At 63.7% G+C, this 22586-nt stretch carries 18 protein-coding genes and 4 tRNA genes; 7 read left to right on the top strand and 15 right to left on the bottom strand.

Annotation, left to right across the window (positions count from 1 at the left end):
- Positions 1-118: 118 nt before the first annotated feature.
- From LDZ26_RS08785 to gloB, 3 genes are all read right to left on the bottom strand, one after another.
- Positions 119-1351, bottom strand: a complete 1233-nt coding sequence (locus LDZ26_RS08785) for a nitrate/nitrite transporter (RefSeq protein ID WP_244846888.1) — start codon at positions 1349-1351, stop codon at positions 119-121.
- Between the two features lie 110 nt (positions 1352-1461).
- Entirely contained in the window at positions 1462-3114 is a 1653-nt protein-coding gene (locus tag LDZ26_RS08790; protein WP_244846889.1) for a transglycosylase SLT domain-containing protein, read from the bottom strand.
- Between the two features lie 149 nt (positions 3115-3263).
- Positions 3264-4112, bottom strand: a complete 849-nt coding sequence (gloB, locus tag LDZ26_RS08795) for a hydroxyacylglutathione hydrolase (RefSeq protein ID WP_244846890.1) — start codon at positions 4110-4112, stop codon at positions 3264-3266.
- A 17-nt stretch (positions 4113-4129) separates the two neighbouring features.
- On the opposite strand from gloB, the gene LDZ26_RS08800 reads away from it, so the two are divergent.
- The 4 genes from LDZ26_RS08800 (at position 4130) to LDZ26_RS08815 (ending at position 6296) form a co-directional block, all read left to right on the top strand.
- Positions 4130-4933, top strand: a complete 804-nt coding sequence (locus tag LDZ26_RS08800) for a class I SAM-dependent methyltransferase (protein ID WP_244846891.1) — start codon at positions 4130-4132, stop codon at positions 4931-4933.
- Positions 4933-5394, top strand: a complete 462-nt coding sequence (gene rnhA, locus LDZ26_RS08805; protein ID WP_244846892.1) for a ribonuclease HI — start codon at positions 4933-4935, stop codon at positions 5392-5394. The genes LDZ26_RS08800 and rnhA overlap by 1 nt, the downstream gene beginning before the upstream one ends.
- A 22-nt stretch (positions 5395-5416) precedes the next feature.
- Entirely contained in the window at positions 5417-6154 is a 738-nt protein-coding gene (gene dnaQ, locus LDZ26_RS08810) for a DNA polymerase III subunit epsilon (RefSeq protein ID WP_244846893.1), read from the top strand.
- Between the two features lie 67 nt (positions 6155-6221).
- Positions 6222-6296 (top strand) — tRNA-Val (locus LDZ26_RS08815).
- 93 nt (positions 6297-6389) lie between these two features.
- Here LDZ26_RS08815 and LDZ26_RS08820 read toward each other — a convergent pair.
- From LDZ26_RS08820 to LDZ26_RS08830, 3 genes are all read right to left on the bottom strand, one after another.
- Positions 6390-6863, bottom strand: a complete 474-nt coding sequence (locus LDZ26_RS08820; RefSeq protein WP_244846894.1) for a DUF2214 family protein — start codon at positions 6861-6863, stop codon at positions 6390-6392.
- A 53-nt stretch (positions 6864-6916) separates the two neighbouring features.
- Positions 6917-7714: a hypothetical protein gene (locus LDZ26_RS08825; RefSeq protein ID WP_244846895.1), complete on the bottom strand. Its 798-nt coding sequence runs from the start codon at positions 7712-7714 to the stop codon at positions 6917-6919.
- Positions 7715-7975: 261 nt separating this feature from the next.
- The gene (locus LDZ26_RS08830) at positions 7976-9037 is read right to left on the bottom strand and encodes a glycosyltransferase family 4 protein (protein ID WP_244846896.1); all 1062 of its coding nucleotides are present in this window, start codon (positions 9035-9037) and stop codon (positions 7976-7978) included.
- Positions 9038-9843: 806 nt separating this feature from the next.
- Between LDZ26_RS08830 and LDZ26_RS08835 the strand changes: the two genes are divergently transcribed.
- Positions 9844-11724 (top strand): ABC transporter ATP-binding protein, encoded by a 1881-nt coding sequence (locus LDZ26_RS08835; protein WP_244846897.1) that lies wholly within the window; start codon positions 9844-9846, stop codon positions 11722-11724.
- Positions 11725-11781: 57 nt separating this feature from the next.
- Here LDZ26_RS08835 and otsA read toward each other — a convergent pair whose 3' ends face one another.
- Both otsA and otsB read right to left on the bottom strand, forming a co-directional pair.
- On the bottom strand, positions 11782-13164 hold the full coding sequence (gene otsA / locus LDZ26_RS08840; protein ID WP_244846898.1) for an alpha,alpha-trehalose-phosphate synthase (UDP-forming): 1383 nt from the start codon (positions 13162-13164) through the stop codon (positions 11782-11784).
- Positions 13161-13913, bottom strand: a complete 753-nt coding sequence (otsB, locus tag LDZ26_RS08845; RefSeq protein ID WP_244846899.1) for a trehalose-phosphatase — start codon at positions 13911-13913, stop codon at positions 13161-13163. Before otsB ends, otsA begins: the two co-directional genes overlap by 4 nt.
- A gap of 287 nt (positions 13914-14200) precedes the next feature.
- On the opposite strand from otsB, the gene LDZ26_RS08850 reads away from it, so the two are divergent.
- Positions 14201-14833 carry an SCO family protein gene (locus LDZ26_RS08850; protein ID WP_244846900.1) on the top strand — a complete coding sequence of 211 codons (633 nt, stop codon included), beginning with the start codon at positions 14201-14203 and terminating at the stop codon, positions 14831-14833.
- A gap of 1 nt (position 14834) precedes the next feature.
- Positions 14835-15698, top strand: coding sequence for a cytochrome c oxidase assembly protein (locus LDZ26_RS08855; protein WP_244846901.1), 864 nt, complete (start codon positions 14835-14837; stop codon positions 15696-15698).
- 4 nt (positions 15699-15702) lie between these two features.
- On the opposite strand, the gene LDZ26_RS08860 is transcribed toward LDZ26_RS08855, so the two are convergent.
- The 7 genes from LDZ26_RS08860 to ltrA all read right to left on the bottom strand — a co-directional run bounded on the left by LDZ26_RS08860 (position 15703) and on the right by ltrA (position 21573).
- Complete coding sequence (locus LDZ26_RS08860; protein ID WP_244846902.1) at positions 15703-16197, bottom strand: GNAT family N-acetyltransferase; 495 nt, start codon at positions 16195-16197, stop codon at positions 15703-15705.
- A 115-nt stretch (positions 16198-16312) separates the two neighbouring features.
- Positions 16313-16386, bottom strand: a tRNA-Cys gene (locus tag LDZ26_RS08865).
- An 80-nt stretch (positions 16387-16466) separates the two neighbouring features.
- Positions 16467-16542: transfer RNA gene (locus LDZ26_RS08870), tRNA-Gly, on the bottom strand.
- Positions 16543-16636: 94 nt separating this feature from the next.
- Positions 16637-16712 (bottom strand) — tRNA-Gly (locus LDZ26_RS08875).
- 157 nt (positions 16713-16869) lie between these two features.
- The gene (pgsA, locus tag LDZ26_RS08880; RefSeq protein WP_244846903.1) at positions 16870-17466 is read right to left on the bottom strand and encodes a CDP-diacylglycerol--glycerol-3-phosphate 3-phosphatidyltransferase; all 597 of its coding nucleotides are present in this window, start codon (positions 17464-17466) and stop codon (positions 16870-16872) included.
- Between the two features lie 118 nt (positions 17467-17584).
- Complete coding sequence (gene uvrC / locus LDZ26_RS08885) at positions 17585-19708, bottom strand: excinuclease ABC subunit UvrC (RefSeq protein WP_244846904.1); 2124 nt, start codon at positions 19706-19708, stop codon at positions 17585-17587.
- 164 nt (positions 19709-19872) lie between these two features.
- Positions 19873-21573, bottom strand: a complete 1701-nt coding sequence (gene ltrA, locus LDZ26_RS08890) for a group II intron reverse transcriptase/maturase (protein WP_238215416.1) — start codon at positions 21571-21573, stop codon at positions 19873-19875.
- Positions 21574-22586 lie beyond the last annotated feature (1013 nt).

Consider the following 22586-nt stretch of genomic DNA (forward strand, 5'->3'; position numbering starts at 1 on the left):
GAGGTAGGCGCTAGGGTGCGGGTTGATATGCTCAAACCTTCGAATTATAGCGTGAAATCAGACGTTTCGCCAAATTTCGGAAGTCTCTGCTTGCCGCGCCCCGTTTCCTGCGACGCCTCTACGATGCAGTCCGTCTGGTCTTGTGCAGCACGCGGCTGGGCAACACGTACCAGACCGCGCTCGCCAATTGCAACGCGATCAGAATGCTCCATACCGTCACATGCGCGACAGCCGGATAGTGACCGCCTTCCGGCGTCCAATGCGAAAGCACCGCGCCCACGCCGACCTGGAACCCGAAGATCAGCAGGAAAATGACGAGCGTGAGCGTCGTCGTCGCCCGGCCGATCATGTGCGAGGGGAAGTACTCCGCCATCACCGCGTAGCTCAAAATGCCGGTGCCGCCGAACACGCCGTAGGCGGCGAGCAGCGTCGCGGGCGGCAGCGGCACGCGCAGCACCATCAGCACCTGCACGAGAACGTAGAGCGCCATCCCCACGCCGCAGAACGCGTACACCGACACGCCGCGCCGCTCCATGCCGCGCGCCGCCGCGCCGAAGCCGACGCACCCGAGCATCATCGCGAAGCCGAGCACCGAGACGAGCGCGGCGGCGTGCGCGGGCGTCAGGTTCATCACGTCGAGCAGATAGGGGCGGATCCAGAGCGATTGCATCGCGTAGAAGACGCCCTGCGTGACGACGGAGAACGACGCGATCTTCCAGAACGCGCCGCTTTTGAGGATATGCCAGGTGCCCTTGAACTGGCTGATGACGTCGGCCTGATGATGCGAGTCCGCGTTGCGAGGCGCGAACAGCGCGATGGCTGCCGCGACGACCAGCGTGAACACGCCGAGGCCGATCGATACCTGTCGCCACGTAGTCGTTTGCAATAGCGACGCGAGCGGTGAGCCGACCACCACCCCGCCGAGCCCGCCGACCGCCATGGTGAAGCCGTTGACGAGCGGCAGGCGCGCGACCGGAAAATGCTGCGCGGACGCCTTGAACGCCGCGCTCAGACAGACGGAGACGCCGATGCCGATCAGCAAACGCCCCACCATCAATCCGCCCAGCCCGTGCGACGCACCGAACGTCCATATGCCGGCCGCCGCGAACACCAGCATGCCGGCGGTGACGCGGCGCGGGCCGTAGTGGTCCAGCAGCACGCCGACCGGAATCTGCGCGATCGCGAAGCCGATGAAATAGAGCGACGTCAGCAAGCCGAGATCGGCGGCGGACAGACCGAGATCATGCGTGATGAGCGGCGCAAAGCCGAGGTTGACGCCGCGAAACACGTACGAGACGAAATACCCGGCGGCGAAGAGGAAGAATACCCGCAGACGAACGGAGGACGGCATGCGCTGGACAGTTGTTCTTTTGAAACGCCAGTTTAACTGCGCCGCCAAACGAAAACGCCGTCACCTTGGTGACGGCGTGGAATAAGCAGAAAGCGCGCGCCGCGCTGCCCTTATTTCTTCTTGGCCTTGGAACCGCCCGAATGCGCGGCGGCGTGCTTTTCCGTTCTGGCCGAGGCAGCGGGCTTGGCCGAAGCGCCCGTCTTCGGCGAGATCGTAGTCGACACGCGCGTGAGCGTATGTCCCGGCGCCTTGCCGTGCGGCGTTTTCGCGGTGACATGCGTGCCGATTCGGCTGACGCCGCCCGACGAACGGCTCGACGCCGCCACCGTCTCGACGCGCACCGGACCGGGCTCGGCCGGCACGGCACGACCGTACGGCACGTGCAGCACGACGACTTGCCCCGGCATGAACATGTCGCGATGCGTATGGTTCCAGGCCCGCACCTGCGCCACCGATACGTTGTAACGGTCCGCCAGCGTCGCGATGGACTGCTTGCGGCGCACGCGAATGGCCATCTTGCGCGTATCGGGCACATCGCGCTCGACCGCAAGCATTGCGTTCGCGGCGACGTCCGCGCTGATGTCTTCGTCGTCATCGTCCGTGCGCGGCACGACGATGGTCGAACCCGGCTTCAGACGCATGCCCGCCGGAATGCGGTTGACCGACATGAGCGTGTCCGCGTCGACGCCGATTTTTTCTGCGATGGCCGCGGGCCGCGCCCGCTCCGTCACCGTGTACGTGGTCCACGACGACAACGCGCCCGTGTACGAACCGAGGTTGCGCTGGAACGTGGCGGCGTTGTCGAACGGCAGCAGGATTTGCGGATTCGTCGCGCCGAGAATGACCGGCTTCGAGAACGACGGATTCAGCGAGCGGAATTCCTCGACGCTCATGCCGGCGAGCTTCGCGGCCATGGTCACGTCGATATCGCGCGCGGTCGTGACCGTGACGAAGTACGGGTGATTCGGAATGTCCGGCAGCGCGAGGCCGTACTGCTGCGGGCTCATCACGATGTTCTTGACGGCCTGCAGCTTCGGCACGTAATTGCGCGTTTCGTTGGGCATGCGCAGGCTTTCGTAGTCGGTCGGCAAACCGGCCGCTTCGTTGCGCGCAATGGCCCGCTGCACGTTGCCCTCGCCCCAGTTGTACGCGGCGAGCGCCAGGTGCCAGTCGCCGAACATGTCATGCAGACGCGAGAGGTAATCCAGCGCGGCGCTCGTCGACGCGAGCACGTCGCGGCGCTCGTCCTGCCACATGTTCTGCTTGAGGTTGTAGTCGCGGCCGGTGCCCGGCACGAACTGCCACATGCCGGCCGCCTTCGCAACCGATAGCGCCTGCGGGTTGTACGCCGACTCGATGAACGGCAGAAGCGCCAGTTCCGTCGGCATATGGCGCTGCTCCAATTCCTCGACGATGTGATACAGGTACTTCTGCGAGCGCGTGGTCATGCGCTCGACGTAGTCCGGGCGCTGCGCGTACCAGTTCACCTGCATGTCGACGAGATCGCTTTGCAGGTCCGGAATCTGGAAGCCATTGCGAATGCGGCTCCACAAGTCCGCCGAACCGGCGAGCGAAGTGACAGGCGTCTTGTCGACGTTGATGGTTTCCTTGGCGGCTGCGGTGCGGCGAATCGTGTCGGCGACTTGTTGCTGCGAGGCGGCGGTAGGAGTAGCGGAAGTAGGATCGGAGGCGGGCGCTGTCGGCCCCTGGCTGGCACACGCGGCCAGCGTCAGGACGGATAGCGCGCTCAATGTTAGTCGCATGAACGTCTCGGCTTCCAAAAGATATGCCTGGAAATTTGGAGCCGATAGTACGGAACCGAACCTAGGACGTCAATAAGAATGCACGTAAAACCCCTGCAAAATCTTGCATCTATCGCCGTTCCTAAAGTATTGGATGAAGTTCCCTGCGATTAGCGGAAGTTATCCTTCCATCCGCGCAGCATGCGAAACGCCTCGGTGCGGCCGGCGACCGGCTCCTTGAACTGCGCGACAAGCGCCGCCTGAATTGCCGGCTGATCGACGCGCAAGAACGGATTTACCGCTTTTTCATGACCGATGGTCGTGGGCAGCGTCGGCTTGCCGGCGGCGCGCAGCGCCTGCGCTTCGTCGCTCCAGCGCGAGAGCGCCGCGCTGTCCGGCTCGCAGGCCCGCGCGAAGCGAATGTTCGACAGCGTGTATTCGTGCGCGCAGTGCACGAGCGTCGCATCGGGAAGCGCCGCAAGCGCGTCGAGCGAGGTGAGCATCTGCTGCGGCGTGCCTTCGAAAAGACGCCCGCAGCCGCTCGCGAACAGCGTGTCGCCGCAGAAGACATGCGGCGTGCCGCTGCTGTCGTCTTCCTGAAAATACGCGATATGGCCGGCCGTATGGCCAGGCACATCCATGACGATGAAGCTGAGTTCCGGCTGCGCGATGCGCACCGTGTCGCCGCCTGCCAGCCGCTCGGTCAGATGCTCGATGCGCTCGCCCGCCGGTCCGTACACGGGAATGCCCTCGTCCGATCGGCTATCGAGCAATGCTTTCACGCCGCCGACATGGTCGCGATGATGGTGCGTGAGTAAAATAGCGGTCAGCCGCCAGCCGCGTTCCGCGAGATAGGCCTCGACGGGCGCGGCGTCGCCCGGGTCGATCACGACGGCATCGCGCGAATCCGACACGAGCCAGATGTAGTTGTCTTCGAAGGCCGGGACCGGCACGTACTCGAGTTCGCGCCTGGGCGCGCGTTTGGACGAATCTTCAGCAAACGAATCCATGGCGATCATCTACGCGGCATCCGAACATGTCTGACCGAGCGATTATAGACTGGCCCGCCTGGACGAGCTCCGCGCCCGGACGCTACGTGCTGGACTGGGAGCAGGCGCAGCTCGACCGCGTGGTCTGCGATATCTTCGGCTATCACGCGCTTCAGCTCGGCATGCCGCAACTGGATGCCCTGCGCGAGAATCGCATGACCGGGCGCGCGCTCGTGCTCGACGCCGAAAGCGGCGCGAGCGCGCCGTACACGCTGCCGCGCACATCCTCAAGAGGCGCGAGCGCGCCGGAAGGACGCAGCACGGTCTGGTGCGAATTCCTGGATCTGCCGTTCGAAGCGCAGAGCGTCGATTTGCTCGTGCTTCCGCATACGCTGGAATTCTCGAGTGATCCGCACCGGCTCTTGCGCGAAGCCGAGCGCGTGCTCGTCCCCGAAGGCCAGCTGATCATTCTCGGCTTCAATTCGCTCAGTTTGTGGGGCGCGCGGCAGTCGCTCGGCAAGGTGGCGGGACGCCCGTTCGTGCCGGAAGCGCACGACATGATCGCGTTCACGCGCATCAAGGACTGGATCAAATTGCTCGGCTTCGACCTTGAACGCGGGCGCTTCGGCTGCTATCGTCCGCCGCTGCTGACGGACAAATGGCTGCAGCGTTATGAATTCATGGAGCCCGCCGGCGACCGCTGGTGGCCCATTTTCGGCGCCGCGTACATGATCACGGCGGTGAAGCGCGTGCGCGGCATGCGGCTCATCGGTCCACGCAAGCTGAAGAAACCCGCGCTCGCGCCCGGACTCGCCCCGGTCGCGGCCCCGCACACTCGCAACGAGCATTGATGACTGACGAATCCGCATCGGCCAAAGTAATCGACATCTATACTGACGGCGCCTGCAAAGGCAATCCCGGTCCGGGCGGCTGGGGCGCCCTGCTGCGTTTCGGCTCGCTCGAGAAGGAACTGTTCGGCGGCGAAGCCGCGACCACGAACAACCGCATGGAATTGATGGCCGTGATCGCCGCCCTCGAGGCGTTGAAGCGGCCGTGCCACGCCGTGATCCACACCGACTCCCAATATGTGCAGAAAGGCATCAGCGAGTGGATTCACGGCTGGAAGAAAAAGAACTGGATGACGGCCGCCAAGACGCCCGTGAAGAACGCCGACTTGTGGAAGCGCCTGGACGCGCTGGTCGCGCAGCATCAGATCGAATGGCGCTGGGTCAAGGGTCACGCCGGGCATCCCGAAAACGAACGCGCCGATGCGCTCGCCAATCGCGGCGTGACATCGCTTGCCGAAAGCTGAACGCAGCACTGACACAATACTCATGCGCCAACTGATACTGGACACCGAAACCACCGGCCTGAATGCCCGCACGGGCGACAGGATCATCGAAATCGGCTGCGTCGAGCTGATCAATCGCCGGCTGACGGGCAACAACCTGCACATTTACGTCAACCCGGAACGCGACAGCGACCCCGGCGCGCTGGCGGTGCACGGCCTCACCACCGAATTCCTGAGCGACAAGCCGAAGTTCGCGGAGATCGCCGCGCAACTGCGCGACTTCATCGCGGGCGCGGAGCTGATCATCCACAACGCGCCCTTCGATATCGGCTTTCTCGACATGGAATTCGCGCTGCTCGGGCTGCCGAAGGTGTCCGAGATCTGCGCCGGCGTGATCGATTCGCTCGCGCACGCGAAGCAGATTTTCCCCGGCAAGCGCAACTCGCTCGACGCGCTGTGCGACCGCTTCGGCATCAGCAACGCGCACCGCACGCTGCACGGCGCGCTGCTCGACTCCGAATTGCTCGCCGAGGTCTATCTGGCGATGACGCGCGGCCAGGAGAGCCTCGTCATCGACATGCTGGGCGACGCCGAAACGGAAGGCGCGACGGCAGCGCCGCGCATCGCGCTGGACGACCTCGATCTGCCGGTGATCGTCGCGAGCGGCGAAGAACTCGCCGCGCACGAAGCGGTGCTGAACGATCTCGACAAGGCGCTCAAGGGCACGAGCGTGTGGCGGACAGAAGCGCCGCAGACCGAGCCGGATGCGGTCGCCGCATAATTTTTCGAAATTGCTTAAAGAATCGCTTTACGAGACGAGATAGTCCTGACATAATCTCAATCTCTTCGGGTGGTTAGCTCAGCGGTAGAGCACTGCCTTCACACGGCAGGGGTCACTGGTTCGATCCCAGTACTACCCACCAGAATTCTGGTGCTGGTAACGCCAAGACACCGAAGACCAAAAGGCCCAAGCCTAGCGACTTGGGCCTTTTTCATTTCGCCCGCGAACGAGGCACTCAGGTCGCCCAAACGCCCCGCGCCATGCCGCTCGCCGCAATCACCATGACGATAACGAGCGCCGCCTCAACGTCGCTCATCCACGCGAAGCGCCGCGCGCGCGTCAGGTCGATTGCCCCGCCCTCCGCCAGCGCCGCACGCCAGCGGATCAGCGCGAGCATCGGCGAGACTTCGATCAGCAGAATGACCACGAGCGCGGTCATCTTCAGGTGAAAAAGCGGCTCGTGCAGATAGTAAGCGCCGCCCTTCTCGAAGCCGCCGAACGCGCGCGTCAGGCCAGTGACGATCAGGACGACAGCCGCGATGCCCCACAGCGCATCCGACCGGAACACGTCACGCAGACGCAATGCGTTCGCTTGCACCGACTCCGCCGCGTCCAGCCGGCGCAATGCGCGCGCACGCGCGAGCACGGAACCGAGCGCGAAGCCGAAGGCGAGCAGATGCAACGCGGCGAGCAACCAACGTATCAGCATGCTTTCCTCCCACGGTCGACAAGAAAGATCGGTACGGCTCGGCGCGACGCAGCTTAGACCTGGCTTAGCGTGGCGTCGAGCGCGCGTGCGGCGCTGCGGTCGCTCTCGGTGGAAAGCGGCGCGCGAAAAACCGTCGTGCGATTGTGACCGGCCGCGGCAGGTGAATCCCACAGCAATTCCACTTTCGGACGCCGCGAGAACCAGCTTCGCCGCGCGATACCGTTCGATACCGCAGGCGCCGCGGCCGGCTGCGCCGATGCCGCCAGCACCGGCCACTTCACCGACAGTTCTCGTGCGTCGTACTGGCCGAGCTTGCGGCTCTCGGCCCAGACCATCGCCGTGCGCGTGACCGGATCGAGCGAAATGGCATAGCGGCCGATTGCAAAGCGCCGCGCCGCGATGTTCGTGCGCCACAGCGCGCGCGGCCGGCAAATCCACATCACCACCGCATAGAGCGCCGGCGCGACCGCCAGCCAGCCGTTGGTTTCAGCGAGCGCGTGAACGAAGCGCCGCCAGCCCGACGTCCAGACGAACGCCCCGACCGAGAAAATCGCGAAGCCGAAGGTCAGCAGCGCGAGCAGCCTCAGCGCCTGCCGAAGCCACTGCGGCAACGGATGCAGCGGACGCTCCATGCGCGGCTTCGCGCCCGGCAGCACGATCAAAAGGAAGATGAGGACGAGATTGAGGCACGCCCACGGCGACGAAGTCATCGCGCGCACCGAGGAGAGATAGCCCATCTGCGACATGGAGAGCGCCCATCGCGCCGCGAGAATCACGCCGATGGCCCGCAGCGCGAACAGAGTGCCTGCGCCCGGTGCCGGGCTCGCGCTGGTTTGCTTGGTTCTCGCCAAAGGGTGCGCTCCTGTCCACGAACGTTGCCTGCCGCCGCTGTCTGTGCGAGCGGGCGGCCACTGCGCCTTGCGCAGCGCAAAGCTCGGACATTATAGGGAGATTACGGAGGCCGTCATTGGTTTCGCTTTGCGCATGCGGCGCGGCGCTCGAATTACGCCGCGACTGTGCCATTACGACAACGCCCCGCGCGCCTTTCGGCGGGCGGGGCGTTCTCCGAGCCGCATTGCTGCGGCCGCAGGACAGCGGACGGCTTACCGCTATCAGGCGTTCACTTCGCGCAGAACGGTGCGGCGCTTCTGGCGCAGCAGTTCCTCGTAGTTCTGCACGTAGCGCGCCGCCATGACCTTCGACGAGAAGCGCGTCTCGAACGTCTCGCGAACCTTCGCGCGCGACAGCGAGTCGAGGCGCTTGACCGCGGCGATCGCCGAGAGTTCGTCTTCCACGACGAAGCCCGACACGCCGTTGTCGATCACTTCCGGCACCGAGCCGCGATTGAACGCGATCACCGGCGTGCCGCAGGCCATCGCCTCGATCATCACGAGGCCGAAGGGCTCCGGCCAGTCGATCGGGAACAGCAGCGCATGCGCGTTGCCGAGGAACTCGGTCTTCTCGGCCTCGCTGATCTCGCCGATGTACTCGACGTGCGGCAGCGCGAAGAGCGGCTTGATCTCTTCTTCGTAATAAGCGCGGTCGGCCTTGTCCAGCTTCGCGGCGATCTTGATCTTCATGCCCGCGGCCTGCGCGATGCGGATGGCGCGATCCACGCGCTTCTCCGGCGAGATGCGGCCGAGGAACGCGAGATAGCCGGGCTTCACGTTCGGAATCGGCTTCAGCAGGTTTTCCGGCAGGCCGTGGTACACCGTCGAGAGCCAGTTGGCTTGCGGCAGCGGCTGGCGCTGGTTGTCGGAAATCGACACCACCGGCACATCCTTGAACGTGTTGAAAATCGGCTGCAGTTCCGGCAGATCGAGGCGGCCGTGCATCGTCGTCAGGAACGGCACCGGCTGGCGCGCGAACAGCGAGAACGGGTAATAGTCGATATGGAAGTGCAGTACGTCGAACTCGTCGGCGCGGCGGCGGACTTCTTCGAGCAGCAGCATGTGCGGCGCCATCGTGTCGCGGATGGTCGGGTCGAGGCGCAGCGCTTGCGGCCAGAAGGCTTCGAGCTTCGCGGACGTCTGCGAATCACCGCTCGCGAAGAGCGTGACGTCGTGTCCAGCCTCGACAAGAGCCTCGGTCAGATAAGACACCACGCGTTCCGTGCCACCGTAGAGCTTCGGCGGAACAGCCTCGTGGAGGGGCGCGATTTGAGCGATTCGCATGATCGTGAAACTCCTAATAAAAGGTCAGGCAAGGTACTGCTGTCATGTTTGACATCGGGAGCGAATCGCTCGGCTCGGGCGAGAGCTTTTCGCGGCGCGGCGGCCTCGGCAGCGGCTGGTGCTCGAGTGAAAAAGCGGGTCGCTGATCACCGGCTCCACGCGGGCGTTGCCGCAAGCAACTTCGGAGCCATATCTCAAAAACCGCCGCGCCCAGCAATAAACGCGCTCGGGCTCGGGCGGTTGACCACTTCCTACAGAAAGCTGTCAAAAAGTCTAAGTGAAAACCCGGAGCGCATTATGGAGCCTTTTACACCGGCGACAGGGAGTCATTTCAACTTATTTACCTTGTTACACCGGGGAAACATTTAACAAACCCCTGTTTATTAAGGTTGTTCTACATTGGAGCACGTGCTGCGGCGATGCACGGGCGGCGACTCGCTCGTTATCATCGCGAGACACCTGGAAACGGGATGCTGGCGCATCCCATGCTTATATCGACGCTGCCGCGCGAGAAGCTCCCGGACAGGAGCACGCGCGGCGGGCCGCGCCAGCCGCCGCTTCATCGCAAAAATGCGCGCGATGTGCTTACAATGCGCGCCCAAGCCGAAGAGACGTGCTCGCGGTTTCAACGCGAAGCGCACAGTCGATGTACGGACGGCAACATCCGACGCGCATCATTTGCCTGAACGACGTTCGCACGCCCGGTTACTGGCTACAATTCAGCGATGGAGACGGCGCCGCGCCGCCTCGGTTTCGATGTCACTCGCGCCGGCCGTGCCGACGCATCGGACAGGCAGTGCATCCGCATGGCATCGCCCGAAGGCGCAACACACGCTCAACCGCTTTACGACCCAAAAAGACCATTGGACCAACTCACCGTCTCCCAGCGTAACGCGCACAACGCCAAGCTCGCGAGCTATGCGCACCGCCCGCTCGCGTTTCTCATGCGCTACATCCGCCGGCATCCGGTCGCCCATGCCATCGTGCTCGCGAGCGTCTTCGCGGCCGTCGGCTGCGCGCTGGCGTCGCAATATGCGATCAAGCATCTGATCGACGTGCTCGGTCAAGGGCGCGGCCACCCCGGCCCGCTCTGGGGCGCGTTCATGATCCTCGTCGGCCTGATCGCCGCCGACAACCTGCTGTGGCGGGTCGGCGGCTGGGTCGGCGCGCATGTGTTCGTGATCGTCACGGGCGATCTGCGCAAAGACCTGTTCTCGTACCTGTCCGGCCATTCGCCAACGTACTTCTCCGAAAAGCAGCCCGGCATGCTCGCGAGCCGCATCACCGCGACCTCGAACGCCATCTACACGTCAGAAAACGTGATGGCGTGGAACGTCTTGCCGCCGTGCATCGCGGTGCTGGGCGCAATCGTGATGATCGTCGCGGTCAATCCGTTGATGGCGGCGGGCCTCATGACCGCCTCCATCATTCTCGCGCTCGTGCTCTACCGGCTCGCGAAGCGCGGATCGGCCCGGCATCACAGCTTCGCGTCGAAGGCGGCGTCGGTGGATGGCGAACTCGTCGACGTCATCGGCAACATGGCGCTGGTGCGCGCGTTCGGCATGACGTTCCGCGAGCAGAAACGCTTCGGCTCGACTGTGAAGGCCGAAATGGTCGCGCGTCAGCAAAGCCTGCTCTACTTGGAAAAGCTGCGCCTCTTCCATGCGGTCGTCACCGCGATTCTTTCCGCTGGCCTGCTCGGCTGGGCGCTGTGGCTGTGGTCGCAAGGCCGCGCGACCTCGGGCGATATCGTGCTCGTCAGCTCGCTCGGCTTCACCATCCTGCACGGCACGCGCGATCTCGCCGTCGCCCTCGTCGATGTGACGCAGCACGTCGCGCGTCTCGCCGAAGCCGTGCAGACGCTGCTGGAGCCGCACGGCATGCCGGACCGGTCGGACGCGACGGAGCTCGTGCCGCAAGGCGGGCGCGTCGATTTCGAAGGCGTGACGTTCGCGTATCCGCGCCGCCGTCCGATTCTCGACAACTTCCATCTGCATATCGAGCCGGGGCAGCGCGTGGGCCTGATCGGCAAGTCGGGCGCGGGCAAGTCCACGGTGCTCGCCCTGCTGCAACGCTTCTACGAGACGCAGAAAGGCAGCATCAAGATCGACGGCCAGGATATCGCCACGATCACGCAGGACAGCTTGCGTCACGCCATCGCGCTCGTGCCGCAGGATATTTCGCTGTTCCATCGCACGGTGTTCGAGAACATCGCGTACGGGCGTCCGGATGCGAGCCGCGAGGAAGTGCTCGCCGCCGCCCGCGAGGCGCGCTGCACGGACTTCATCGAGGCGATGCCGGAAGGCTTCGACACGATCGTCGGCGATCGCGGCGTGAAGCTGTCGGGCGGCCAGCGCCAACGCATCGCCATCGCGCGGGCCATTCTGAAGAACGCGCCGATCCTGCTGCTCGACGAAGCCACGTCCGCGCTCGATAGCGCGTCGGAAGAAGCGATCCAGCAGGCGCTCGACCGGCTGATGATCGGCCGCACGGTGATTGCCATCGCGCACCGGCTCTCGACGCTGCAGAACTTCGACCGGATCATCGTGATGAGCGCGGGCCGCGTGATCGACGACGGCTCGCCGCAAGAACTGCGCGAGCGTCCGGGGCTGTATCGCGAGTTGCTGGCGAAGCAACACGGCAAGCTGCCTTCCATCGTCGCGACGCCGCACAAGCAGCCGGCCTGACAAGCGAGTGACGAATAAGCCGCGTTTTCTGTTCAAGGAAACGCGGCTTTTTTGCGTCTATCGCGCTTTCAGGTCCCGCAGGAAGTTGTCGCGCCACACCGATACGTTGTTGTCGCGCAAGAGCGCATACATCTCCCGGTGCCGGGCGCGGCGCTCGTCGAGCGGCATCGCGAGCGCGGTGGCGAGCGCATCCGCCATGCCGTCGATGTCGAGCGGATTCACGATCAGCGCCGCCGTCAGTTCGCGCGCCGCGCCCGCAAATTGCGAGAGCACGAGCACGCCGGGATCCTCGGGGTTCTGCGCGGACACGTATTCCTTCGCGACCAGATTCATGCCGTCGCGCAGCGGCGTCACGAGGCCGACATGCGCCTCGCGAAAGAGCGCGGCGAGCACCGGCCGCTCGTACTGGCGGTGGATATAGCGAATCGGCGTCCAGTCCAGCTCCGCATAGCGCCCGTTGATGCGCCCCGATTCGGCTTCGAGTTGCTGACGAATGTCGCGGTAAGCGTCGACGTCCGTGCGCGTCGGCGGCGCGATCTGGAGCAACGACACGTTGTTGCGCTGCTGCGGATCGTGCTCGAACAGACGCTCGAACGCGCGAAAACGCTCGACGAGGCCCTTCGAGTAATCCAGCCGGTCGACGCTCATCACCAGCTTGCGCTGATGCAGCGTCTCCTTGACGATCTGCACGTCGCGCCCGCCCTCGCCGTCCTTCGCGAGCGCGCGCACTTCGTCCGGATAGACGCCGATCGGATACGCCGCCGCCTTCAGCGTCTGGCCGAACGCGTGAATTTCGACAGGCCCGTTAGCGTGCCGCGTGAGCGCCCCGCCCGCCTCGCTTTCGATGTAATCGCAAAACGCGCGCACGTCCGGCTCCGTCTGAAAGCCGAGCAGATCGAACGCGCAAAGCGCCTCGACCAGTTCGCGGTGACGCGGCACGCTCAACAGAATCTGCGACGCGGGAAACGGAATGTGCAGAAAGAAGCCGATGCGATTCCCGACGCCCAGCGCGCGCAAAGCCTGCGCGAACGGAATCAGGTGATAGTCGTGGACCCAGATGACGTCGTCGGGCCGCAGCAGCGGCGCGAGCCGCGCGGCGAGCCAGTGATTCACGCGGCAGTAGCCGTCGTATTCGTGGCGATCGAACTCGATCAGGTCCGGACGATAGTGAAACGCGGGCCACAGCGTCGCATTCGAAAAGCCGCGGTAATACTGGTCGTAGTCGCGCCGCACGAGCCCGATGGTCGCGAACGTCACCGGTCCGTGCTCCTCCAGCGTGATGCCGTCGGGCGGCGTGGAGAGCACTTCGCCGCTCCAGCCGAACCATACGCCGCCGGTTTCCTTGAGCGCGTCGTAGACGCCGACCGCCAGCCCGCCCGCTGCCGGACCGCCCTCGGAAATCGGCGCGACCCGGTTCGAAACGATAATCAGACGGCTCACGCGTGCTTCCCCGCCGTTCCCGCGATCACTTGCAGCCAGTCGAGCAGCAGTTCCACCGATTCGATACGCGCGCGCGCCACGGTCTCGCCCGGGCCGACCTTGATGGACAGACCATCGAACTCGTTGACGACCGCGAAGCCTTTTTCGTCGGTCAGATCGTCGCCGATGAAGACAGGCTTTCGGCCCGTGAACGGCGGCTCGGCCATGAAGGCGCGCAACGCGCGGCCCTTGTCCACGTCCTTCGGCTTGATCTCGTACACCATCTTGCCGGGCTGGAGCACGTAGGCATCGGCGTAGTCGGCGACGAGCCGCTCGGTCGCCGCGCGCGCAGCCGGCTCGCGGTCGGGCGCGTTACGGTAATGCAGTGCGAGCGCCGCGCCCTTGATCTCCAGCAGCATGCCGGGATTGGCGCTCACCACGCCCTCCAGCACGTGCTCCATGCGCAGGAGCCGCTCGTCGTTGAAGCCGATGCGCTGGACATCGCCATTGGCGTCGCGCCGCTCCGCGCCGTGCATGCCCGCGACGGGCAGATCCGGAATCTGCAAGAACGAGTCGATATTATCGATGCCCCGCCCCGACACGACCGCGACCGCGTTGTTGGTCGCGCGTCTCAACGCAGCGAGAATGTCGGGCACCGATCGCGGCACGAAAATGCCGTCCGGCGTGGAGGCGAGTTCGACGAGCGTGCCGTCGAAATCGAGGAAAAACGCGGTCTCGGCGAGAGACAGGGAATCGGGAAGAATTTGCATCGGTCGTTGGCCTGTGGTTTCCCTTTTGACGGCGCGCGGCGCGCGAAGTGTTGCGCATCTTACGTGCGCCAGCTTTCGGTCCGGAAAGCCGCGTGACTGACGGACGCATTCGGCGAGCCTTCCGTTCATCTTCGACGAGCTTTCAGCACGCCGGGATTGTGCGGCAAATCGTCTCAAAAATGGTCCGCAACGTAGATGATGCGCCACCTCGGTCCGCAAAGGCGTGTATTTTGCGACAGATGTTCCTGCCGTCAAAGCCCGCCGCCTATCGCGGCCCGATCCTCCCGATGCACACTTCGTTCCCCGCTTCGCCTTTAACGCCGGCCGCGCGCTGGCGCCGTTTTGCCGCTCTGCTTGCTTTCCTCGCGCTCGCCGCGTGCTCGCGGCCGGGCGAGCCGTGGCATCTGACGGACGTCTCGGGAGACTTGCCCGACCTCGACTTCTCGCTCACCGACGACAGCGGCGCGCCCGTGACCGGACGCTCGTTCGAGGGCCACACGACGCTCGTCTACTTCGGCTACACGCATTGTCCGGATCTGTGCCCCGAAACGATGGCGCGCCTGATGCAGGTCTTACAGCGCGTGGGCCCCGACGCGGACAATACGCGCATCCTGTTCGTCTCCGTCGATCCCGCGCGCGACACGCCGCCGCTCTTGCGCGCGTACGTCCGCGCGTTCGACGAAAAGCATGCCGTCGGCCTGACCGGCAGCGACCGCGCCATCGAAGCGGTCGCGCAGCGGTATCGCATTGCGTATCAGATGGAAAAGCGCGATCCGCACGGCGCCTACGAGGTCTCGCACAGCTCGGGCGTCTATATCTTCGATCGCGAAGGCCACGCGCGCCTGCTGGCGACGGACCGCGACTCCATCGACGCGATCGCGGCCGATCTGCGCCGCATCATCCATTCGAAGGACGCGTGACATGGACACGCTCTTGTATTGGCTCGACCCGTGGGAGCCGTCGCCGACGGTCGTGATCGCAGTGCTCATCGCCGCAATTCTGTTCGCGCGCGGCGCGCGGCATGCGCGAGTGTCGATCTCGCGGCACATCGCGTTCTGGCTGGGCTTGAGCGCGCTCTACGTGGCGCTGCACACGCGGCTCGATTACTTCTTCGAGCACGAGTTCTTCATGCATCGGCTGCAACATCTGGTGCTGCATCACCTCGGGCCGTTTTTGATCGCGCTGTCGTATCCGGGCGCGGCGCTGCGCGCGGGGGTGCCGTTCGCCTGGCGGCAACGCTGGCTGCGCCCGCTCACCGAGACGCGCGCCGCGCGCATGTTCTTCGATATCGTGTTCAATCCGGCCGTCGCGGTGCTGCTGTTCGTCGGCCTGATCTACTTCTGGCTGCTCTCGCCGATCCACTTCAAGGCGATGCTCGATGCCCGGCTCTATCGCGTGATGAACTGGAGCATGGTGATCGACGGCCTGCTGTTCTGGTGGCTCGTGCTGGACCCGCGGCCCGCGCCGCCCGCGCGGCTCGCGCCGGGACGACGCATTCTCGTCGTGATCGCCGCGATTCCGCCGCAGATCATTCTCGGCGCGTTCATCTTTTTCACGCCGCACGAGCTGTATCCGATCTATTCGATCTGCGGCCGCGCGTTCACCTGGATCACGCCGATGCGCGATCAGCAGATCGGCGGTCTTTTGCTGTGGATTCCCGGCTCCATGATGAGCGTAATCGGCGCGTTGATCGCGCTGCGCCACTGGCTGCGGCTGTCGGCGCGCTCGCGGCTGCGTCAGGAGCGCGCGACGCCGGTCAAGCCGGTGCGCGCGACTGCTTCATGAGCCATCATGAGCCGAAGCCCGGACGGCGCATCCAGACATGCGGGATGCCGTCCTCGTCGTGCACGCCCGAGGACGCGACGAAGCCGAATGCGCCATAGAACCGCTGCAAGTGGGCTTGCGCGTGCAGGCTGATGGGCTCGTCCGGCCATTGTTCGAGGATGTGCTTCAGCGCGCGTTCGAGCATGGCGTTGCCGAGCTTCATGCCGCGAAAGCCGGCGGTCGTCAGCACGCGGCCGATGCGCACGTCCTTCTCGCTCGCGTCCGGATTGCCCGGCAGCAATACGCGCAGATAGCCTGCCAGGCGCGGACGCTTGTCCCCTTGCCCGTACGCGAGAAGATGCCACGCGTTGGTATCGAGCCCGTCGACATCGCCATACACGCAATTCTGCTCGACGACGAAGACCGCGCTGCGGGCGGCGAGCATGTCGTAGACTTCAGCGGGCGTCAGGTCGTCGAAGGGCTTCCAGCGCCATTGAATGTCGGAGAGTCGGTCGGTCATGGGAATAGGTATCGGATCGCACGGGCGTTCTGCGATTATGCCGCGCGGCCGGTTGCATCGGTATCGAGTGAAGCGCGGATAAAGAAAAAGCCCTGACGGGTCAGGGCTTTTCAAGTGGAGGCGCGAACCGGAGTCGAACCGGTCTAAACGGCTTTGCAGGCCGCTGCATAACCGCTTTGCTATCGCGCCGAAAGCGGTGTGGTGCGCGCCGGTCGAACGACGCCGGCTGACTCACCAAACAAAAAGGGAAGCGTTGCTTCCCCTTTGACTGGAGCGGGAGACGAGTCTCGAACTCGCGACCTCAACCTTGGCAAGGTTGCGCTCTACCAACTGAGCTACTCCCGCGTAAATCCTGCGCTGCTTTACTGCTTGATGTCTGATGCTGCCGTTTCCAGTACCGCTTCGCTCATGCGCTGCCTGCACCGGAAACTTCGAAACCTGGAGCGGGAGACGAGTCTCGAACTCGCGACCTCAACCTTGGCAAGGTTGCGCTCTACCAACTGAGCTACTCCCGCATTCACTTCTTGCTTGACCGCTTCGCTTATTTCGCTTGCTGCTTTGCGTCGCGCATCAGAGAAACGAGATTATGTAGAAGGAAAAGGCACCTGTCAACTGTCTCTGATGCGGTTTATTCGCGTTCGACGCAATTTTTTGCACTACGCCGACACCGGCTCACAACATGCCGCCGCGCTCCCGAATCTGCGGCCATGCGAGCTTCATGTAGTACAGCATCGACCAGACGGTGAGAAAAGCCGCGACGTCGATGAGCCACAAGCCCCACACGCGCGTGTCCATGATCCACTGCGTGCCCGCGATGCGCAGCGGGCCGTAGAACAGCAGCATCGGAATGGCGACCATCTGGCAGACAGTCTTGAACTTGCCGAGCGAATTCACCGCCACGCTCTTCGATGCGCCGATCTGCGCCATCCATTCGCGCAGCGCCGAAATGGTGATCTCCCGGCCGACGATCACGAGCGCGATCACCGCGTTCAGACGCGAAAGCTGCACGAGCACGAGGAGCGCGGCCGTCACCATCAGCTTGTCGGCGACCGGATCGAGGAACGCGCCGAACGCGGAGGTCTGATCCAGCTTGCGCGCGAGAAAGCCGTCGAACCAATCGGTGAGCGCGGCGAGCACGAAGATGATCATCGCGAGCAAATTGCGATGCTCCGGGCTCAACATCACGTCCGGCAGATAGAACACGCCCACGACGAGCGGAATCAGCACGATTCGCAACCACGTCAGAAAGATCGGTAAGTTGAACGGCATGGGCGATCAGCGAGTGAAGGACATGTAAGGGAGCCGCCATTGTGCCGTGTCGCTCTGCCGCTCACAAGGCGCGCGCCCCGCGCGGCGCGGCTTGCAGCGGGCCGCGCGGCGGGGCTCGTCAATGCAACTGCCGGTAAATCTGCTGTGCGAGCGCAAGCGAAATGCCTTCGACGCTCGCCAGGTCTTCGACGCTCGCCGCCTGCACGCCGCGCAATCCGCCGAAGCGCGACAGCAGCCGCTGGCGCCGTTTTGCGCCGACGCCTTCCAGTTCCTCCAGCCGCGACGTCTGCCGCGCCTTCGCGCGCTTTGCCCGCATGCCGGTGATCGCGAAGCGGTGCGCTTCGTCGCGAATCTGCGCGACGAGCATCAGCGCGGCGCTTTCCTTGCCGAGTTCGAGCGCCGGCCGCCCGTCCGCGAAGATCAACGTCTCCAGGCCGACCTTGCGCCCTTCGCCCTTCGCCACGCCAACGAGCATGCCGTGATCCAGCCCGAGTTCCGAGAACACCTGCCGCGCGATCTCGACCTGCCCCTTGCCGCCGTCGATCAGCACGATGTTCGGCAGCGTGCCGCCTGCCGCGACCGCGGGCGCCGCATCGGGCGTGACGTTCGGATCGGCGGCGTCTTCGGGTTGCAGGGCCGCCGCTTCCTCGTTCGCGTTGGCGGCCGCCTGGGCGACCATCTTCTCGTAGCGGCGCGTGAGCACCTGGCGCATCGCGGCGTAGTCGTCGCCGGGCGTGATGCCGTTGATGTTGTAACGGCGGTATTCGCCCGTCTGCATCTTGTGATGGTGATAGACGACGCACGACGCCTGCGTCGCCTCGCCCATCGTATGGCTGATGTCGAAGCACTCGATGCGCATGAGCGCGAGATCGTCCATGTCGAGCCCGAGTGTTTCCGCTAGCGAGCGGGTGCGCGCCTGCTGCGAGCCCTGCTCCGACAAGAGACGCGCAAGCGCGAGCTTCGCGTTTTGCTCGGCCATCGAAAGCCATACGCGCTTCTGGCCCTGCGGCTGTCGCAGCAGCGCGACCTTGTGCCCCGCCTGTTCGATGAGCAGATCGACGAGTTCGCGGCTCGGCGCATGCGTCACGATCAGCACCGGCGGCACGCGATTGCCGATGTAGTGCTGCGCCATGAAGGCTTCGAGCACTTCGGCTTCGAGTGTGGCTTCGTGGGGTTCGGGAGTGGCTTTTGTCTCTGCGCTGGCATCGGGTGGCGGTTCGGCGTTAGCGTTCAAGTCTGAGTTCGCGTTGACCACGCTCGCCGACACGTCCACATCCGCGCCAACATCGCCCTCGACCGCCTCTTCCCCCGGCTCGCCATCCTCGATGTCGTCTTCGTCACCGCCGAGCGCCACCGCGCTTTCCACATGCGCCGGGAAATACGCCTTGTCGCCCAGATGCCGCCCGCCGCGCACCATCGCCAGATTCACGCACACCTTGCCGCCCAGCGCGACGACCGCGAGGATATCCACGTCGCTGTCGCTGCCGACTTCGATCGCCTGCTGATGCAGCACCGTCGAGAGCGAACTCATCTGGTTGCGCACGGCCGCTGCCTGCTCGAACTTGAGGTCGGCGGCGAACGCGTGCATCTTCTGCTCCAGTTCCTTCATCACCTCGCCCTGCCGCCCGAGCAGAAAGCGCGACGCGTTGGCCACGTCGCGCGCGTAATCCTCCTCGGTGATGAGGCCGGTGCACGGCGCGGTGCATCGCCCGATCTGATGCAAGAGACACGGACGCGTGCGGTTGCTGAACACCGAGTCCTCGCACGTGCGCAACTGGAACACGCGCTGCAGTATCTGGATGCTCTCGCGCACCGCCCACGCGCTCGGAAACGGCCCGAAATACTGATTCTTCTTGTCCACCGCGCCACGGTAGTACGCCATGCGCGGAAACTGATGACCGGTGAGCTTGAGGAACGGATACGACTTGTCGTCGCGAAACAGGATGTTGTAGCGCGGCGCGAGCGCCTTGATCAGATTGTTTTCGAGCAGCAGCGCTTCGGCTTCCGAGCGCGTCACCGTCGTCTCGATCTTGCGGATGCGCGTGACCATCATCGCGATGCGCGGCGAATGCAGCGTCTTCGTGAAGTAGCTCGACACGCGCTTCTTCAGGTTGCGCGCCTTGCCGACGTAGAGCACGTTGCCGTCGCCGTCGTAATAGCGGTACACGCCCGGCAGATGCGGCAGTTGCGCGAGCGTCTTCTTCGGGTCGAAATGGGATTCGGGGGCGTCGGTCTGAGTCATGCAGCGAATATCGCGACGAAGCGCGAAGGGACAAGGGCGGCGGCGAGCCGTGGGGCGGACGGTATCTGTCGGGTAGCCCGACTTTCTTGCGAAAGCCGGGCCCCCCGAGAACCGTACGTGCGAGTTTCCCCGCATACGGCTCAAATCTACAAACAAAGTTCTGTCTACGACAGAACCGGCTTAGTTACAACTAGTTTTCCAGCATGCACTTGCCGGTGGCAGTGCGGGTGAAGCAGCGCCCGGTTGGACAAGGCGTCGGTGCCACCATGCATCCGATATTCCAGATGATGGTCGTGCCAACCCGTTTCGTCCGTCAAGGCACAGCCACAATGCGCGCATAGCCCGCTTTGTGACAGATAGAGCGCGGCCCACTGCTTCCGGTAACGCATCTGTTCCCACATGCGCCCTTGCCGCAATGTCTCGCCATACTGCTCCCACTTCGGATCAAAAGGATTGAACTCGCCCTTGATCCTCGTGTGCCGTTTGATAGCTGTACCGCTAAGCTGGTACAGCTCATTCAGCCCCCAACTGCCGTCCTCGCGCTCCGTGCGAACGGCAAACACCCAATTCCGGGCACCAACAGGGTGAAAGTACTTCTGCTTCACCCATACAGCGCTCTTCTGCGGATGCCTCCGCTTCGACCACCGCCAGAGCTTCCGAAAAATCAGATGCTCCATCCGGCTGTACGTCTGCTTGGCCGAGACCGGACGGTGATACTGCGCCCATCCGCGCAACATCGGGTTCAGCAGTTGGACTAGATCCTCCTGCTTTACCGTTTTGTTGCCGCTGATCGTTTCCGCCACCTTGCGATAAAACGCTTGCGCGTTTTTCTTGCTCGGCTTGATGAGCAGCTTTCCCGAGTACTTCCGGAAATTCCACCCAAGGAAATCGAAGCCTTCGTCAATGTGGGTGATCCGCGTTTTCGCCTCTGACAGGTGCAAGCCTCGTACAGCAAGGAATGCTTCCACCCAAGGCCTGACCTCGTTTTCCAGAATCTCTTTCGAGTCGCCGGTGATCACGAAGTCATCCGCGTATCGCACCACATTCACTTTCAGCTTCTTTGCCTTTGCGATCCCGAATTTCGCACCGAGGTGCGCAATCAGTTCACGCTCCAGCCCGTTCAGCGTCACGTTGGCCAGCGTCGGGGAGATGATGCCTCCCTGCGGCGTACCGGCCTCAGTCGCCTGTAGCTGCCCCTTGTAAATCAGGCCAGCCTTCAACCACTTCCGGAGAATTTCCCTGTCCATGGGGACATGGTTTTCCAGCCAATCATGGTTGATGTGGTCAAAGCAGCCTTTGATATCCGCTTCCAGTACCCATCGGGACGAATCCCTCCGGGACGTACAAGCTCGTACCTGACCCATAGCATCAGCCGTTGAACGATTGATCCGGAACCCATACGAGTTCGGGTCGCTCGTCGACTCTGCTACCGGCTCCAAAGCCAGCAGATACAAGGCTTGCATCGCCCTGTCCCGCATGGTCGGAATGCCCAAAGGACGCTCCTTTCCATTGGCCTTGGGGATAAAGACTCTCCGTAATGGCAAAGGCTTATATCCACGCCGCTTCAACCTGCCGATGGCTTCCCACCGGCTCTCAGGCGATTCCCACAGTTCGCGATCGACTCCAGCCGTTCGCGCACCCTGGTTCTGCGTAACACGTCGTACCGCGTACAACTTTGCGGACAACATGCGGGTAAGCATCCGTTGCAAGGCTTTCACCCTGCGCCAGTCACCTTCCCGCGTCGCCTTCGCAATTCGAATCTGCATCCCTCTCACGTTCCGTTCAACCCGCCGCCAATTGACGGCATTCCAGTTGGCAGGCGCGTGGGAAAGCGCAGATCCAGTCTTTCGACCAGATACTTTCATGCTGCTCTCCTACTTGGAAAAGGTCCCCAGGCAGAAGGCGCATCTTCCCCAGAGGGGCAGACACACCCCTCTGGGGAACAACAGACACCTCAATAAGAGCGCGCACGCCCCTATCTCAGACAAACACCTCAGTACGGGCGCATGCACCCGCACCTGACCAAGTTACAGAGGGTAGTCAGCCGCCTTGCGACGGTAGACCAGACGGAAGTCTGCCCGCTTTCGCGTGGGATAATGTCTCAACCCCTATCCGTGCCATTACAGCCCGGCATTCGCTTTTTCCGTCCTCCCATACCCGCATGATCAACAACGTTCCTTACGGTTCGTCTGCCAGCCGCACAGCGCTGGCGACCATACGGGCTTACCACGTTCCCGGCATGTCACACGACTGACGTAGGTTCTGCCTATCCCCCGGTGGTGCTGTGACGACGTAGCCCAAATTCTAAGTGGGCTATCCGACCACCTACCGTTTTGGTTAGAGCCCGATGATTCAAGCAGCTTCAGCTCCTCACTGGTAACGAGGTTTATCAGCAGTTCACTTACATTAACCCTATCAGCCAGCCTAGCTCCTCAACCCCCTTGCTGCTGGGAGTCTCCGAACAGTCCCTCACGGGAGCGGTTCGCCCGATACGTCCGGGGGCTACATTGTCCGAGGAGCTTCACACCCCACCGTTGCCAGTGACGCATGTCCTCGTAGGCTACTGCTGGTCGTACAGCAGGTTCACTGCCCTCCCCTAAACAGCAGGTCGGGCCGAACAATGACATCCCGAGCTTTCGCTCGTATCGTGTAGCGGGTTCACCACACTAGGCGGCGAACGCTGCAAACAACACTCCGCTTTGTCAGCGGAAGTGAAGCCGCTGACTGGGCGGAATCTGGTGGTAACCAGACTAATGCAACACGTCCCACGGCTAAGCTGCGCCGCGGTTCGTTCCAACCGGGAAGTGGCCGAAACCACCCCTACTACAAGGGCGCGGCCCACAAGGGGGCCGCCTGCGGAGGGTAGAGCGACCAAGAC

The organism is Caballeronia sp. SL2Y3, from assembly GCF_022879575.1.
Taxonomy (GTDB): Bacteria; Pseudomonadota; Gammaproteobacteria; order Burkholderiales; family Burkholderiaceae; genus Caballeronia.